At 69.7% G+C, this 15,707-nt stretch carries 14 protein-coding genes and 1 tRNA gene; 7 read left to right on the top strand and 8 right to left on the bottom strand.

Going from position 1 to position 15,707, the window contains the following annotated elements; translation table 11 throughout:
* The first annotated feature begins 105 nt into the window (after nucleotides 1-105).
* From K7862_RS03730 to K7862_RS03720, 3 genes are all read left to right on the top strand, one after another.
* The gene (locus tag K7862_RS03730; protein ID WP_222960560.1) at nucleotides 106-630 is read left to right on the top strand and encodes a GNAT family N-acetyltransferase; all 525 of its coding nucleotides are present in this window, start codon (nucleotides 106-108) and stop codon (nucleotides 628-630) included.
* A 141-nt stretch (nucleotides 631-771) separates the two neighbouring features.
* Nucleotides 772-1,554, top strand: coding sequence for a dioxygenase family protein (locus K7862_RS03725; RefSeq protein ID WP_222960558.1), 783 nt, complete (start codon nucleotides 772-774; stop codon nucleotides 1,552-1,554).
* A gap of 19 nt (nucleotides 1,555-1,573) precedes the next feature.
* Nucleotides 1,574-2,185, top strand: a complete 612-nt coding sequence (locus K7862_RS03720) for a hypothetical protein (RefSeq protein ID WP_222960556.1) — start codon at nucleotides 1,574-1,576, stop codon at nucleotides 2,183-2,185.
* A gap of 236 nt (nucleotides 2,186-2,421) precedes the next feature.
* On the opposite strand, the gene K7862_RS03715 is transcribed toward K7862_RS03720, so the two are convergent.
* Both K7862_RS03715 and K7862_RS03710 read right to left on the bottom strand, forming a co-directional pair.
* On the bottom strand, nucleotides 2,422-3,945 hold the full coding sequence (locus tag K7862_RS03715; protein WP_222960881.1) for an MFS transporter: 1,524 nt from the start codon (nucleotides 3,943-3,945) through the stop codon (nucleotides 2,422-2,424).
* A gap of 262 nt (nucleotides 3,946-4,207) precedes the next feature.
* Nucleotides 4,208-4,870: a TetR/AcrR family transcriptional regulator gene (locus tag K7862_RS03710; protein ID WP_262412613.1), complete on the bottom strand. Its 663-nt coding sequence runs from the start codon at nucleotides 4,868-4,870 to the stop codon at nucleotides 4,208-4,210.
* A gap of 202 nt (nucleotides 4,871-5,072) precedes the next feature.
* On the opposite strand from K7862_RS03710, the gene K7862_RS03705 reads away from it, so the two are divergent.
* Nucleotides 5,073-5,558 carry a MarR family winged helix-turn-helix transcriptional regulator gene (locus K7862_RS03705; protein WP_222960554.1) on the top strand — a complete coding sequence of 162 codons (486 nt, stop codon included), beginning with the start codon at nucleotides 5,073-5,075 and terminating at the stop codon, nucleotides 5,556-5,558.
* 59 nt (nucleotides 5,559-5,617) lie between these two features.
* Here the strand turns inward: K7862_RS03705 and K7862_RS03700 are convergent, their stop codons facing one another.
* Nucleotides 5,618-6,448, bottom strand: a complete 831-nt coding sequence (locus tag K7862_RS03700) for an ABC transporter ATP-binding protein (RefSeq protein WP_222960552.1) — start codon at nucleotides 6,446-6,448, stop codon at nucleotides 5,618-5,620.
* Between the two features lie 79 nt (nucleotides 6,449-6,527).
* Complete coding sequence (locus K7862_RS03695) at nucleotides 6,528-8,075, bottom strand: MFS transporter (RefSeq protein ID WP_222960550.1); 1,548 nt, start codon at nucleotides 8,073-8,075, stop codon at nucleotides 6,528-6,530.
* 507 nt (nucleotides 8,076-8,582) lie between these two features.
* Between K7862_RS03695 and K7862_RS03690 the strand changes: the two genes are divergently transcribed.
* On the top strand, nucleotides 8,583-9,887 hold the full coding sequence (locus tag K7862_RS03690) for a hypothetical protein (RefSeq protein ID WP_222960548.1): 1,305 nt from the start codon (nucleotides 8,583-8,585) through the stop codon (nucleotides 9,885-9,887).
* Between the two features lie 56 nt (nucleotides 9,888-9,943).
* Here K7862_RS03690 and K7862_RS03685 read toward each other — a convergent pair whose 3' ends face one another.
* Together K7862_RS03685 and K7862_RS03680 are read right to left on the bottom strand one after the other, a co-directional pair.
* The gene (locus K7862_RS03685; protein ID WP_222960546.1) at nucleotides 9,944-10,555 is read right to left on the bottom strand and encodes an FMN reductase; all 612 of its coding nucleotides are present in this window, start codon (nucleotides 10,553-10,555) and stop codon (nucleotides 9,944-9,946) included.
* On the bottom strand, nucleotides 10,552-11,649 hold the full coding sequence (locus tag K7862_RS03680; RefSeq protein WP_222960877.1) for an LLM class flavin-dependent oxidoreductase: 1,098 nt from the start codon (nucleotides 11,647-11,649) through the stop codon (nucleotides 10,552-10,554). Before K7862_RS03680 ends, K7862_RS03685 begins: the two co-directional genes overlap by 4 nt.
* 276 nt (nucleotides 11,650-11,925) lie before the next feature.
* Between K7862_RS03680 and K7862_RS03675 the strand changes: the two genes are divergently transcribed.
* Nucleotides 11,926-11,998: transfer RNA gene (locus tag K7862_RS03675), tRNA-Arg, on the top strand.
* Between the two features lie 82 nt (nucleotides 11,999-12,080).
* Here K7862_RS03675 and K7862_RS03670 read toward each other — a convergent pair.
* Nucleotides 12,081-13,400 carry a ricin-type beta-trefoil lectin domain protein gene (locus tag K7862_RS03670; RefSeq protein WP_308011828.1) on the bottom strand — a complete coding sequence of 440 codons (1,320 nt, stop codon included), beginning with the start codon at nucleotides 13,398-13,400 and terminating at the stop codon, nucleotides 12,081-12,083.
* A 401-nt stretch (nucleotides 13,401-13,801) separates the two neighbouring features.
* On the opposite strand from K7862_RS03670, the gene K7862_RS03665 reads away from it, so the two are divergent.
* Nucleotides 13,802-14,770 carry a pseudouridine synthase gene (locus K7862_RS03665; protein ID WP_222960541.1) on the top strand — a complete coding sequence of 323 codons (969 nt, stop codon included), beginning with the start codon at nucleotides 13,802-13,804 and terminating at the stop codon, nucleotides 14,768-14,770.
* On the opposite strand, the gene K7862_RS03660 is transcribed toward K7862_RS03665, so the two are convergent.
* On the bottom strand, nucleotides 14,739-15,536 hold the full coding sequence (locus K7862_RS03660; protein ID WP_222960539.1) for a VOC family protein: 798 nt from the start codon (nucleotides 15,534-15,536) through the stop codon (nucleotides 14,739-14,741). The two genes, K7862_RS03665 and K7862_RS03660, sit on opposite strands and share 32 nt — an antisense overlap.
* Nucleotides 15,537-15,707 lie beyond the last annotated feature (171 nt).

The following is a 15,707-nucleotide window of genomic DNA, read 5'->3' as shown; positions in this document are numbered from 1 at the left end:
GCCCCATCCGATCGAGATAACGACTGGAAACCGGACACAATTCCCAAGTCGTCACCTGTTTTTTATGATCATGCAGTACCCTGTGCCGCCACATAGAGAGGCCGAATGGTGTCGGATCGTACAGAAGTGCAGGTCAGCCCCGGTAAGGAGGCCGATCTGGAGGCTCTGACCGACCTCTACAACCACTACATCCGTGAGACGGCGATCACGTTCGACGTAGTCCCCCTCACCCCGGAGGAGCGCCGGCCGTGGCTGCTCTCCCACCCGGAAGACGGCCCCTACCGCCTCATGGTTGCCCGGGAAACCGCCGCACCGGAAAAGATCCTGGGTTACGCGACCAGCAGCCCCTTCCGCCCCAAGGCCGCGTACGCCACATCCGTGGAGACGACCGTCTACCTGGCCCCCGGCGCCGGCGGCCGGGGTATCGGCACCGTTCTCTACGAACAGCTCTTCGCCGCCCTGGAGCGTGAGGACCTGCATCGCGCGTACGCGGGAGTCACCCTTCCGAACGAGGCGTCGATACGGCTGCACCGCCGGCTCGGGTTCCAGCAGATCGCGGTGTACGGCGAGGTCGGCCGGAAGTTCGGCGAGTACCACGACGTCATGTGGTTCGAGAAGCGTCTGACGTGAGCCGTTGATTCCCGCCGCGGCGAACGTCGCACGTTTCCCCACACGGGACTCCTGGCAGTGACGAGCCGAACACCTTCCTTGAAGCTTCAAGCAAACAGCGTTATCGTCGAGTACGCTTGAAACTTCAAGGAGGCTGCCGCGATGACCACAGCGACACCGGAGCGGATGCCGGCGCTCTATCTCTCGCACGGCGCCCCGCCGCTCGCCGACGACCCCGTGTGGCCCGGCGAGCTCGCGGCATGGTCGGCCGGTCTCCCCCGCCCCAAGGCGATCCTGATGGTCTCCGCGCACTGGGAGGAGGCCCCGCTCTCCATGGGCGCGACGACCACCGTGCCGCTGGTCTACGACTTCTGGGGCTTCCCCGAGCACTACTACCGGGTGACATACGCCGCGCCCGGCGCACCGGCGCTCGCACAGAAGGTCCGCGGGCTGCTGAAGGGTGCGGGACACGCGGTCCAGGACGTGCCCGACCGCGGTCTCGACCACGGCGCCTACGTGCCTCTGGTGGAGATGTACCCGGACGCCGACATCCCGGTGCTGCAGGTGTCCATGCCGACACTGGAACCCGAGGAGCTCTTCCGGATCGGCCGCAGGCTGGCCCCTCTGCGCGACGAGGGTGTGCTCATCGTCGGGAGCGGCTTCTTCACCCACAATCTGGCCGCGCTCCGGCACTCCGGGGGCACCCCGAGCTGGTCCGCGGAGTTCGACGACTGGGGTCACCGCGCCCTGGAGGCCCAGGACGTCGACGCCCTCCTGGACTTCGAACACACCGCGCCCGCCGGGCGGCTGGCGCATCCGCGCACAGAGCACTTCGCCCCGCTGTTCGTTACGCTCGGCGCTGCCGAGTCGGATCTCGGCAGCCAGCGCAGCATCATCGACGGTTTCTGGATGGGCCTCGCCAAGCGCTCCGTCCAGCTCGGCTGAACAGGAAGACACCCCCCTCATGCAGAAGCGACGCATCGCGATCGGCGTGGCCGTCCTGGCCGGAGCCGTGACTCTGGCCGCGTGCGGCTCGGACGGCAAGAAGGCCGACGCCTCCGCCACCACTCCCGGCGGGAGCGACAGCAAGCCGGCCGCGTCCTCGCTCTCCTGGCCCGCCCCCGCCGACGCGTCGGCACAGGTGAAGGCCGCGGGGCTGCCGATGCTCGGGCAGGAGGGCCAGGTGCTGCACATCCACAGCCACCTGGACGTGTTCGTGGACGGCAAGCAGGTGACCGTTCCCGCCGAGATCGGCATCGACCTGGTCAAGCAGCAGATCAGCCCGCTGCACACGCACGACACCTCCGGTGTTGTGCACATCGAGTCGCCTGTGAAGGCCGACTTCACCCTCGGCGAGTTCATGACCGAGTGGAACGTGCCGATCACCAAGGACAGCCTCGGCACCCTGAAGACGGGCGGCGGCAAGGAACTGCACGTCTACATCAACGGCAAGGAGCAGGCCGGCGACCCTGCGGCGCTGAAGCTGGCGGCGCACGACGAGATCGCGATCGTCTACGGCTCGTCCTCGACCAAGGTCCAGGTGCCGACCTCGTACAACTGGCCGCAGGGCCTGTAACGGCAGGGTCGTCCGCGACGGCGATGCCGCCGGGCCTTCTCGGCCCCGGCCCACCGTCACCCGCGAGGGTGATTCACGGGGCGGATGAGACGCCCGTACGACCAACGGCAGGTCCCCACCCCTCCGGCTGAACCGGAGCGGCGGGGACCTGCCGTCGTTTCGTTCTCACACGGTGGTGGCGCCGCTCTCGCGACGCCACCGCGTCAGGACCGGTCCGGTCCTGTCACCCGTGCGCGTCAGTGGGCGATCACCGGCACAGCGACGTCCTCGACGGAGTCGTCGCCCTCGGCACGCTCTGGCACGTTCTGCACCTTGGCGTTGACGAAGACGAACGCCAGGACGCTCGACAGGAGCAGGATGCCCGTCGCCCAGTAGATGGCAACGGAGTAGCCGTGCACGGCGGCCTCGTTGATGAACAGCTTGTTCTTGAGGTCGGCCGGGCCGGAGACGTGACCCTTGATCCAGGCGGTGGTGGCGCTGGCCGCCAGGGTGTTCAGCAGCGCGGTGCCGATGGAGCCGCCGACCTGCTGCGAGGTGTTGACCATGGCGGACGCGACACCCGCGTCCTCCGGACGCACCCCGTGCGTGGCCAGGCTCATGGCCGGCATGAACGCGGTACCCATGCCGAGGCCCATCAGGATCAAGCCGGGCAGGAGGATGGCGGCGTAGCTGGAGTCGACCTTGATCTGGGCCAGGATGGCCATACCGATCGCGGCGACCAGGAAGCCAGGGGCCATCAGGTAGCGCGGGCGGACGCGCAGCATCAGACGGGCGCCGATCTGCGTGGAGCCCACGATCATGCCGGCGACCATCGGCAGGAAGGCGAACCCGGACTTCAGCGCCGAGTAGCCCATCACGATCTGCAGGTAGTACGTCAGGAACAGGAACAGGCCGAACATGCCGATGACGGCCAGACCCAGCGACAGGTAGACACCGCCGCGGTTGCGCTCGGTCACGACGCGCAGGGGCAGCAGCGGGGCCTTCACCCGGCTCTCGACGAGCACGAACGAAACCAGCAGGACCGCGGAGGCGACGAACATGCCGATGGTCAGACCGGAACCCCAGCCGTCGGACTCCGCCTTGCTGAAGCCGTAGACCAGGGCGACCAAGCCGGCACTGGCCAGGATCACGCCGGGGATGTCGAGGCGGTTGCGGTTGCGCCCCTGGGCGGGCTCACGGATGAACAGGCCGGCGCCGATGATGGCGGCGGTGGCGAAGGCGATGTTGACGAACAGCGCCCAGCGCCAGTTCAGGTACTCGGTGAGGACACCGCCGAGGATGAGGCCGACGGCCGCACCGGCACCGGCGATGGCGCCGTAGATGCCGAACGCCTTGGCACGCTCCTTGGCGTCGGTGAACATCACCGCGAGCAGCGACAGCGCGGCGGGCGCAAGCAGCGCGCCGAAGACACCCTGCAGGGCGCGGGCGCCGAGCAACATGCCGGTGTTCACGGCGGCGCCACCGATGGCCGAGGCCGCGGCGAAGCCGAACAGACCGACGATGAAGGCGTTCTTGCGTCCCCACAGGTCGGCCACACGACCGCCGAAGAGCAGCAGGCCACCGAAGGCCAGGGTGTAGGCGGTGACGACCCACTGACGGTTGCCGTCGGAGATGCCCAGGTCGGCCTGGGCGGACGGCAGCGCGATGTTCACGACGGTCGCGTCGAGCACGACCATCAGCTGGGCGAGCGCGATGAATATCAGCGCCGTCCACCGCTTTGGATCGGGCTGGAGCTCCGGCTTGAGCTCGGGCTTGAGCATTTCAGGCATAACTGGTCTCACTAAGGATGCGGAGTGACAAGGACGTGGGGACGTTTGTCAGCGAGTTCGTCCGGCCGTGGATCGCAGTCGTGGATCCTGCGCCGGTGTCCGTGAGGACGAGCGGTCTTCTCTGACCTCGGTGGCTTCTCGGGTCGCGATCGGCCCGTGGACCGGCCATGTGCGGTGACCTGATCCGGTGGCACCGACGGTACGGCGTTGACGAAGCCGCCAACGCTATAACCCGACTGGCGTGAGATGCGAACTATTTTCGACCGGCCTTCAGATCCTCCAGAGTCGCGGCTGTCCCCACGAGCACCGACCGCGCCGGCGCGCGAAGCCCGTCGAGGAAGAGTTGCAGGTGCCTGTGGACGAAGCGGTCGAAGCCCACGCAGCCGGTGCCCGGCAGCGGCCGGGTCAGCTGGGTGAGAGCGACCATCAGGTCGCCGACGGCGATGTCGGGACGCAGCTGACCGGTGCGCTGGGCGCGATCGACGATGGCGATGATCGCGCGCTCCATGCGCTGTACCTGTCCGGCCACCTCGGGGTCCTCGCGGTCGAAGGCCTCCGAGAGCATGGGGCACAGGGCGCCGATGCGCTCCTCGGCCGCCTCGAAGACGAAGCGGTAGAGCGCGGAGAAGGCGTCCGGTTCCTCGGCGAGGGCGTCCTCCGCCCGCTGGGCGGTGCGCGCCATCACCGAGAGGGTGACCTGGCGGATGAGTTCGCCGCGGTCGCTGAAGTGGCGGTAGAGGGTGGCGTTGCCGACGCCGGCCCGGCGTGCGACCTCGTCGAGAGGGACGTCGGGGCCGAACTCGACCAGCGCCTCCGTCGCCGCGGCGACGATGCGCTCGCGGTTGCGTGAGGCGTCGGCGCGCAGCCGCGCCGTGCGTGGCTTGACCGTGGCGTCCATGGCATCCAGGTCGGTCATCACGACGGGCTCCCCTCCGATCCCCCGGTCGGCTCCTTGCTGCTCCCAGGTGAGAGCCGCATAAGTTGAAACGGAAAACAAGTCCCCGCTTCGCTCATAGGACTAAACGGGGAGAGGGTCCCCGGATATTTCCCGCTCATAAGGTGACCTGCGTCACACCATCGAGTGGCATTTCATTGAAGCTTCAAGAAGTTGCTCTATCATGAACACCATGAGATGGCTGACCGAAGACGAGCAGGCGGCATGGCGGGCGTATCTGCAGGCCACCACGCTGCTGGAGGACCATCTCGACCGCCAGTTGCAGCGTGACGCCGGCATGCCGCACATGTACTACGCCCTGCTCAGCACCCTCTCCGAGACGCCGGGCCGCCGGATGCGCATGACCGAACTGGCTGAGCGGTCGAAGATCACCCGTTCGCGACTGTCGCACGCGGTCACCCGCCTGGAGGGCAACGGCTGGCTGCGACGCGAGAGCTGCCCCTCCGACCGCCGCGGCCAGATCGTCGTACTGACCGAGGCCGGTTACGACGAGGTGGTGCGCACCGCGCCGGGCCACGTCACCGCGGTGCGGGCGGCGATCTTCGACCGGCTCAGCGACGAGCAGACCCGGCAGCTCGCCGAGATCTCACGGATCATCGCCGACGGGCTGCACGGACCCGAGGGCGCCGACGTCCCCTGGCGGCGCTGACAACCCGGACCCGCGGGCCGACCGCCCGCGGGCGACACGCCGATGCCCCGACGTGGTGCTCAGCGGCGTCCCGAGCGGGCCAGCCAGCGTCCTTCGTGTCTGCTGACCTCGATCGGACGGCCGAAACACGCGGTCATCAGGCCACCGGTCAGCACCTGTTCGGCGGGCCCCGACGTCAGCACGCGGCCGTCTTTGAGCAGCAGCACGTGGCCGATGGCGGGTGACAGCTCCTCGAGGTGGTGGGTGACGGTGATCGTCGCCAGACCCGTACGGGTGACCGCAAGGCGGTGCATGGCGTCGATCAGATCTTCACGTGACGGCAGGTCGAGCGCGTTGAACGGCTCGTCGAGCAGCAGCAGTGACGGGTCGGCCATCAGCGCCCGGGCCACGAGGATGCGGGTGCGCTGACCGCCGGAGCAGACCCCGTAGGCGCGGTCGGCGAGCTCCTTGATCTCCAGCTCGGCGAGCAGCGCCCGGGCCCGCTCGCGCACCTCGTCGTCGTACTTGCGCCACAGCGGCTGCACGGTGCCGGTATGACCGGTCAGTACGACGGTGTGAGCGGTCGCGTCCAGCGGGACCTTCTGGGCCGAGGACACCAGGCCGATGTGGGCGCGCAACTCACGCATGTCGACCCGTCCCAGACGGTGGCCGAGCACCTCGACCGTGCCGGTGGTGGGGTGCATGAGGGCGCCGATCAGCCGGAGCAGCGTGGTCTTGCCCGCGCCGTTGGCGCCGAGCAGCGCCCAGTGCTCGCCGGATCTGACGGTCCAGCTGACGTCGTCGAGGATGACCTGGCCGGTGGTGTACCTCCGCACGCTCGCCGCGTCGAGCGCGGCGACAACGGCCGGCTCGCCGCCGCCGGACGCGGTGTCCCTCCCGTGGGCTGTCATGCCGGGAACGATAGCTGTATGCGCCATCTTCCGGACGGGCGTTCCGCGATGCGGTACCCGCGGTCGCCTGGAGCTGTCCTCATACGGGAGCGGGCGCCGGTTCCTCGCTCTTCGCCGCGGCCTGGATGGCCCGTGGCGGGCCTGCCCGGAACAGCAGGAACGTGATCACACAGCCGACGGCGAAGAAGGCGGCCGACCACCAGTAGGCGACGGTGTAGCTGTGGAGCTGCGCCTGCGACACCACGGCGGGGGTCGGGCGCTTGCCGACCAGGTAGCTGGTGGCGGCGGTGGTGGCGAGGCTGTTGAGCAGGGAGGTGCCGACGGAGCCGCCGACCTGCTGGCTGGTGTTGACCATCGCCGACGCCACACCCGCGTCGTTCGGCCGCACCCCTGCCGTGGCGAGGTTCATGGAGGTGGCGAAGACCAGGCCGAGGCCCAGGCCCAGCAGCATCAGCGGCGGCATGATGTGTGCCACGTAGGTGCTGTGCGCGTTGAGGCCGGTCAGCCACGCCATGGCGCCGCCCGCGAAAAGCATGCCCGTCGGCACGATGGGTTTGGCGCCGATGCGCGGGACGAGCGAGTTCTGGGCGACCACGGACGCCACGACCAGCACGGCGACCAGCGGCAGGAACGCCAGTCCGGTCTTGATCGGCGAGTACAGCAGGGTTCGCTGCATGTAGTACGTCAGGAACAGGAACACGCCGAACATGCCGGCGCCCGACAGGAACATCGCCAGGAACGACGCTCCCCTGTCTCGGTCGCTCACCACCCGCATCGGCAGCAGCGGATGCCTGGCGCGCTGCTGCCACAGCACGAACGTGATCAGCAGGACGACGCCGGCCAGCAGGAATCCCCAGGTGCTGGGGGTCGTCCAGGAGTGCCGCTGGGCGTTGGAGAAGCCGTAGACGATGCAGAACAGGCCCGCGGAGACGATCACCGTCCCGGGCACGTCCAGACTCGTCCGGTCGGGTGGGGCTCCCGGGCGGAGCAGGCGCCAGCCGCCGACGAACGCGATGGCGGCGAAGATCAGGTTGACGTACAGGCACCAGCGCCAGTCGAGGTACTCGGTGAGGATGCCGCCGAGCAGCAGACCCACCGCGGCGCCGGCGCCGGCGATCGCGCCGTAGATGCCGAACGCCTTCGCCCGTTCTCTGGCGTCGGTGAAGGTCGTGGTCAGCAGGGACAGGGCGGCGGGCGCCAGGATCGCGCCGAAGGCGCCCTGCGCGGCACGGGCGGTGACCAGCACTTCGAAGCTGGGCGCCGCGCCGCCGACCGCCGAGGCGAAGGCGAAGCCGACCAGGCCGACGAGGAAGGTGGTCTTGCGTCCGATGAGGTCGGCGAGCCGTCCGCCGAACAGCAGCAGCGAACCGAACGCGAGTGCGTACGCCGTGATGATCCATTGACGGTTGCCGTCGCTGAACCCCAGAGACTTCTGCGCGGACGGCAGGGCGATGTTCACGATGGTCGCGTCGAGCACGACCATGAGCTGCGCGAGGCCGATGACGACGAGTACCCACCATCGGCGGTTGGACGGTTCGCCGGCCGTGTTGTCGGCGTTGTCGGCGCCCTTCCGGCCACCGCTCCTCAGGTGGCCGGGCGTGGAGCTGTCCTGCGAGCTGCGGACCATGGCATGCGTCTCCCTCTGCGCGACTGCGCGCCCCCGCAGTCCCACGCTAGGCGCAGGTCACCACAGCCGCCATGTGGGGGAAGACCGCCCGCGGCGCCCGGGGAGGCGGGCCGGGGAGCTGCCGGCGGCCAGTCCCCGAACCGGACGCGGCGGCAGCTCCTCCGTTCCGCGGCCTCCCGCACCGGCCGCAGTCCGATGAACGGGAGATCACCCGCGACCGTCATCGGACGACCGTCCCAGGTGGCGATGACGGTCACGGAGTGTTCGGCCGCACCGCTGAGGTGCGGCTCGGACAAAACGATCATTAACCACGCACCCCATACGGCTAACTCGCCGTCACCCGGTTGGCGTGACCCGATGAGCAGATCATCACCGGGCGGTGTAGACGGGTGATCTCACCGCCGACCGCGGAAGAGCCCATACGCAGTACTCCGGCGCGCGAGCCGCGTCCTGGGGTCGTTTTCTGATGACCACAGGACCGGACCGTCGCACGAGGGGAGCACGCGCATGGCGACCCGCGCCGACCCCGTGCCCTCCGGCGACGACCCGGACGACCATCACTCGCTGGACGACGACGAGCGGTCCGAGCTCGCCGAGCTGCGCGTGCGGATGCGCCGGCACCGCGTGCGCTCCTTCTTCTCCGCCCTGCTGATCACGCTCGCCGCGGTGCTCGCCCCACTGAGCGCGGTGTCCGTGTGGGTGGCCGACGAGATCGCCGACACCGACCGGTACGTGGCGACGGTCGCGCCGCTCGCCTCGGACCCCGACGTCCAGGCGGCGATCACCGCCCAGGTGACCGACGCCGTCATGAAGAAGATCGACCTCAATTCGCTGCTGTCCAACGTGGCGCCCTCCGACCGGCCGGATCTGGAGAGCGCCCTGGGGGCGCTGAGCGACCCGCTGAACAGCGGCCTCGAGGGCTTCGTGCACCAGACGGTGGCGTCCTTCGTGGCCAGTGACGCGTTCGCCCGGATCTGGACGCAGCTGAACCGGCAGGCGCACGCCGCCTTCGTCGGCGCGCTGACCGGCGACAGCAACACCGCCGTGCAGGTGCGCGGCGACACGGTGACACTGGATCTCGCGCCGGTGGTGGACCAGGTCAAGAACCAGCTGGCCGGCGGCGGGCTGGGCGTAGCGAGCGTCATCCCGACGGTGCACACCGACTTCACCCTGGCGAAGTCGGAGGACATCAAGAACGTCAGGACCGGGTTCCGGATCCTGGAGCTGGCCGGGAACTGGCTGCCGTTGGTCACGGTCGTGCTGGCGGTCGGCGGTGTTCTGCTGGCGGTGCACAGGCGCCGGGCCGTGGTGACGACGGCTCTGGCGGTGGCCGTGGCGGTGGCCGTTCTCGGCATCGGGCTGACGGTCTTCCGCGTCGTCTATCTGAACCACCTGCCCGGGGCGGCGAACGAGCGGGCGGCCGGCGCGGTCTATGACCAGCTCGTCCGATTTCTGCGGCTGACCATTCGTGTGGTCTTCGTCCTGGGTGTGGTCGTCGCGCTCGGCGCCTGGCTGAGCGGGCAGGGGCGGTGGGCCCAATGGGTGCGCGGGGTGTGGGAGTCCGGCATCGCGGCTTTCCGCCTCGGACTGGGGATCACCTCGACCGGTGCGGTGGGCCGCTGGGTGCGGCGCTACCGGCATGTCCTGCAGTGGGCCGTCGTGGCGGTGGCGGTCATCGTGATGTTCGTATGGTCGTATCCGACCCCGGTGGTGATCCTGTGCATCGCGATCGTGGCGGTCATCGCACTGGCGGTCATCGAGTTCCTCGACGACCGGCGTCAACCGCCGGCCGCGAGGGTGACATCGCCGTAGCCCGAGCCCGGCAGGTCACCCTCGCGAGTGCGCAGACCGCCGTCGCGGCCGGCGGATCACTCCTTCGCGGCGGCCAGTGCGGCGAGCTGCTGCTCGAACGGCACCACGGTTTCCTCCGCCGCCGAATGACCCGGCCGCGCCTCGACCAGGGCGGCCAGTTCCCGGGCGGCCCGGTCGATGCGGCCGGCCAGCGCCTCGTCTCCGCCGGCGCCCCAGTCCTCCGAAGCGGCGTAGACGGCGGTCGGCACGACCACGGTCCGCAGGTACGCGAAGAGCGGGCGCATCGCGTGCTCCAGGACCAGCGAGTGCCGGGCGGTGCCGCCGGTGGCGGCGACCAGCACCGGCGTTCCCGCCAGCGCGTCCTTGTCGATGACGTCGAAGAACGACTTGAACAGCCCGCTGTAGGAGCCGGTGAACACCGGCGTGACCGCGATCAGCCCGTCGGCGGCGGTGACCGCGTCGACGGCTTCGCGCAGCCGCGGCCCGGGGAATCCGGTCACCATGTTCTGGGCGATCTCGTTCGCCAGTTCGCGCAGCTCGATCACCCGGACGTCGGTGGTGAGTTCCCCGGCGTGCTGCCGGGTGGCGGCGGCCAGCCGGTCGGCGAGCAGCCGCGTCGAGGACGGGCGGCTGAGCCCTGCGGTGACCACGACCAGCGCCTTCGTCATGCCTGAACCTCCTGCAGTTCCGCGTCGCGCCGGGCGACCAGCGCCGTGTGGGTGGGACCGTCGGGCACCTGGGCCGGGCGGCCCTTGGCGAACTCCTCGCGCAGCACCGGGACGACCTCCTCGCCGAGGATGTCGAGCTGCTCCAGGACCGTCTTTTGCGGGAGTCCCGCGTGATCCATCAGGAACAGCTGGCGCTGGTAGTCGCCGAAGTGCTCGCGGAAGGCGAGGGTCTTCTCGATGACCTCCTGCGGGGAGCCGACAGTCAGCGGGGTCTGCTCGGTGAAGTCCTCCAGCGACGGGCCGTGCCCGTAGACGGGCGCGTTGTCGAAGTAGGGCCGGAACTCGCGGACCGCGTCCTGCGAGTTCTTCCGCATGAACACCTGCCCGCCGAGGCCGACGTAGGCCTGCTCCGGCGTGCCGTGCCCGTAGTGCGCGTACCGGTCGCGGTACAGGCTGATCAGGCGCTTGAAGTGGTCCTTGGGCCAGAAGATGTTGTTCGCGAAGAAGCCGTCGCCGTAGTACGCGGCCTGCTCGGCGATCTCCGGGCTGCGGATCGAACCGTGCCAGACGAACGGCGGCACGCCGTCCAACGGGCGCGGCGTCGCGGTGAACGACTGCAGCGGGGTGCGGAACCGGCCGGCCCAGTCGACGACGTCCTCACGCCACAGCTTGTGCAGCAGGGCGTAGTTCTCGACCGCGAGCTCGATGCCCTGGCGTACGTCCTTGCCGAACCACGGGTAGACCGGGCCGGTGTTGCCGCGGCCCATCATCAGGTCGACGCGGCCGTCCGCCAGGTGCTGCAGCATCGCGAAGTCCTCCGCGATCTTCACCGGGTCGTTGGTGGTGATCAGCGTGGTGGACGTCGAGAGAATCAGACGATCGGTGCGCGCGGCGACGTATCCGAGCATCGTCGTAGGAGACGACGGTACGAAGGGCGGATTGTGGTGCTCGCCGGTCGCGAAGACGTCGAGGCCGACCTCTTCCGCCTTCTGCGCGATGGTGACCATCGCCTTGATCCGCTCGTGCTCGCTGGGTGTACGCCCCGTGGTCGGGTCCGTCGTGACGTCGCCGACCGTGAAGATCCCGAACTGCATCGCTCTCACCCGTCCCATTTGGTTGACGATTCAACCACCCTAACGGAGAGCTTTGCCGCACTATTCCGGACCCCGACGTCGTCACCCCGTGCGTTCGCATGATCATTCAACGCACATATGATCAACGGTCTCGTCTCGTCACCCGCACGAGTGGGTCACCGGCCGCGCAGACGACCGCCATGCGGGTTCCGGCCGACGCGGCGATCACGCCCCACGAGGGATCGGCGCAGCCGGTACACTGTCCACGCGCGTCCCGGCCCCGGCCGGACCGTCCCCGCCCCAGTAGCTCAGGGGATAGAGCACAGCTCTCCTAAAGCTGGTGTCGCAGGTTCGAATCCTGCCTGGGGCACGTCGCACAGCGCGGAACCTCATGAACCGAAAAGCCCGCACCCCTCAGGGGTGCGGGCTTTCGTGTGCCGGGCGGACAGGGGTCAGGAGGGCAGGTGCCACACCTGGTTGGCGCCGCCCGTGCAGTCCCAGATCTCGACCTGGGTGCCCGGGGTGGTGGACCAACCGGTGTCGTCCAGGCACTTGTTGGACTGCGGGTTGTACAGGGAGCCGTTGGACTGCGGTATCCACACCTGTGATCCGGTGTTGTTGCAGTCGTAGAGATCGACCTTCGTGCCGTTGGCCGTACCGGCCGCGTACACGTCCAGGCACTTGCCGAGGACGTGCAGCGTGGTGCCGGCCTGGACGAAGGTCCACTGCTGCGCCGCGGTGCCGTTGCAGGTGTAGACCTGGACCGGGTTGTAGTTGGCGGTGCTCGCCGAACGGTCGTCGAGGCACAGGCCGCCGTAGCCGGTGACGGCGCTGCCGTTGGACGGCGGCGGGTTGCCGCCACCGCCGCCGCTCGTCGAGTACGCGGCAACGTAGCCGACGCTCATCGTCCCGCCCGAGGTCGTCGCCCCGCTGGGCGAGGTGCAGCCGCACACGCCGTTCGGGAAGCCGCCGCCCATGGCGAGGTCAAAGATGATCATCATGTTGTGGTCGAACGCCTGCTGCCACGTCGACGTGCCGACCTGGCCCTCGGTGACGGTGAAGTACGCCGAGCCGTCCAGGTAGAAGGTGATCGACTCGGCCGACGTGTTCGTGCGGTCGAGGATCATCGAGTACGTGTGGAAGCCGCTCTGACAGCCCGAACAGCCGCGCAGACCACTGCCGATGCCGTTGCCCTCGTTGCAGACGCCGCCCGGGTAGGTGCCGCAGTGGACCGTGCCCGCCACCTCGGACAGGGCGTTGACGTCCTCCATGATGTCGATCTCGCCGTTCTCGGGCCACTGACCGGACCCGAGCATCCAGAACGCGGGCCAGTAGCCGAGGCCGTTGGCCGGCGACGGCTGCTGGATGGACGCGGTGACCTGGAGCTTGCCGCCGGCCGGCGCGCCGACGTTGGCGGTCGGCGTGTGGATCCGGCCGGAGGTCCAGTTGCTGCCGCTGCCCAGGGCGGTGATGTTCAGGTGACCGTTGCCGTCCAGGTGGACGTTGCTGGTCGAGTTGGTCATCGTCTCGATCTCGCCGGTGCCGAAGTTCGAGCCCGGACCGGTGTCGTACGTCCACTTCGAGCCGTTGGGCGCGCTGCCCGAGGCCCCGGAGAAGTCGTCGCTGAAGACGGTGGACCAGCCCGATGGCGGCGGGGGCACGCTGACGGCCTGAGCGGCCGGGGCCTCGGCCCCGAACAGGGCGATCGCACCGAGGGCGGCCGCCAGGCCGAGGGCCCGCCAGCGCCGGAACAGAGCGGTCCGGGGTGACACGGGAGGACGTGGGGACTTTCGCGAGTGACGCGGAAGAGCTGACATGGCCGGCTCCGAGGGGTGGGGGGCGACGACAGCGAGGGGCTGCGCCAGGTGGGGGTGGTGGGACTGACCGACAACGATTGAAGTCGTGTACACGCCAAGCCGTCAAGAGAGCGCTCTCATTCACCGCGGACGATCACCGTCGGCGCAGGTCGGGCGCGTAGCCTGGAGCGCGCACGGCGGCACACAACAGGCGGCGGAAGACCCGTGGCGGCGGGCGCGGCCTACACGTCGTGACGCCCGGGCAGCGGGCGGACCCCCGATTCCTCTTCGGCGCCTGTACGAAGCCGCCGGAGTCGTACGGACGTGATCGGGCCGGGGCAGCGCTCCGGGCCGGAGAAGGAAAGGCGGGCCGGACCGTGGCGCGCAGGGCCGGGCGCAAGGCGCCGCCCGCACCGCTGGAGCAGCGTGCGGGCGTGGACCCCGTGCGCCTGCGACTGCCCGGTGACGGCGTCTGGCCGACGATCAGCGCGTTCCTGTACGCCTACTACGGCCCGGCGGTAGGGCGGGAGCGGCTCGACGCCATGCTCGCGGACGGGCGGTTCGTGACGGAGGACGGTCCGGTCGACGCTCGCACCCCGTACCGCGCGGGCGGCTGGGTCTGGTTCCACCGCGATCTGGAGCCGGAGCGTCCGTTGCCGTTCCCCGTGCGGATCGTGCACCGCGACGAGCGGATCGTCGTCGCGGACAAGCCGCACTTCCTGGCCACCACCCCGCGCGGGCGGCATGTCACCGAGACCGCGCTGGCCCGGCTCCGCCGCGACCTGGAGCTGCCGGACCTCTCCCCCGCGCACCGGCTCGACCGGCTGACCGCCGGGCTGGCGCTGTTCGTGGTCCGGCCGCGGGACCGGGGCGCGTACCAGACGATGTTCCGGGACCGGCGGGTCCGCAAGGAGTACGAAGCCGTGGCCCGGTTCGACCCGCGGGTGGCGCTGCCCCGGACGGTCCGCAGCCGGATCGTCAAGGAGCGCGGGGTGATCGCGGCGTTCGAAGAACCTGGGCCGCCGAACGCCGAGAGCCGCGTCGAGCTGCTGGCGCGCCGGGACGGCCTCGGCCGCTACCGGCTGCTGCCCGCGACCGGCCGTACCCATCAACTGCGCGTGCACATGAACGCGTTGGGGCTGCCGCTGCTGAACGATCCCGTCTACCCCGAGGTGCTGCCGGAGGCCGCCGACGGGGACGAGGACTTCAGCCGGCCCCTGCAACTGCTCGCGCGCGCCCTGGAGTTCACCGACCCGCTGAGCGGCGAGGCGGTGCGCTTCGAGAGCACGCGCGAGTTGTCGGCGTGGACCGGTGTCAGGCTGTCGCCGCCGGGGGCTCCGGGCTGAGCACCGCGAAGCGGGCACGCTCGGGGTCCTGGAGCAGGGCGATGCGCCCGACGCCCTGCATGTCGGTGGGCGGCATCAGGACGGTGGCGGCGCGCTCGGTTGCCCGGGCCACCACCGCGTCGCAGTCCGCGACGGCGAAGTACGGCTGCCAGTAGGCCGTCCCGTGCGGAAGCAGGTTCCCGCTGAGCTGCATGATGCCGCCGTGCGAGCCGGTCTGGCCGCCCCCGGAGCGGGAGACGACGTGGTAGGTGCCACCGCCGTCCGGCAGCGGCATGCCTTCGGTGTCCCAGTTGAACACCGTCTGATAGAAGGCCTTGGCCGCCTCGGCGTCCGGCGTGTAGAGCTCGGTCCAGCACAGGGCGCCGTCACCCACGCGGTCCAGTCCCTTGTTCGTGCCGGGCTGCCACACGGCGAAATCGGCGCCGGTCGGGTCGGCGTACCCGGCGAGACGGCCCTGGTCGAACACGTCCATCGGCGGGAAGCGGACCCTGCCGCCGGCCTGCTCGACGGCCTTGGTGGTCGCGTCGGCGTCGACGGTCGCGAAGTACACCGTCCAGGCCGCGTTGGCGTTCTCGGCCTGCAGCGGGCCGAGGGCGGCGACGGTCTTGCCGCCCAGCCGGAACATGCCGTACCCGCCGGCCTCCGGGCCCGCGGACTGGAACTCCCAGCCGAACAGGGCCCCGTAGAACGCCGCAGCGGCCTCCGTGTCACGACTGCCCAGGTCGACCCAGTTGGGCGCGCCGGGCACGTAGTCGGTGGTGAGCATGGTGCCGTCCTCCAAGAGCTGTACGTGAGCTGTACGTGGGCTGTCTTCGCTGTGGACGCTGGAGTGCGGAGGGTGGGGATGTGACGTATTCGGACGCTGTGTCCTCCCTCACAGTCCAGCATGGCAGCCGGTACGGACAGCCGCCGTTCGTCGGCGGGTCGTCGCAGGTCC

Origin of the sequence: Actinacidiphila acidipaludis, assembly GCF_019890725.1 — a bacterium.
GTDB classification, from domain to species: Bacteria; Actinomycetota; Actinomycetes; order Streptomycetales; family Streptomycetaceae; genus Actinacidiphila; species Actinacidiphila acidipaludis.
Note: the sequence above shows the minus strand (reverse complement) of the source record. Positions and strands in the feature narration are given on the sequence as shown.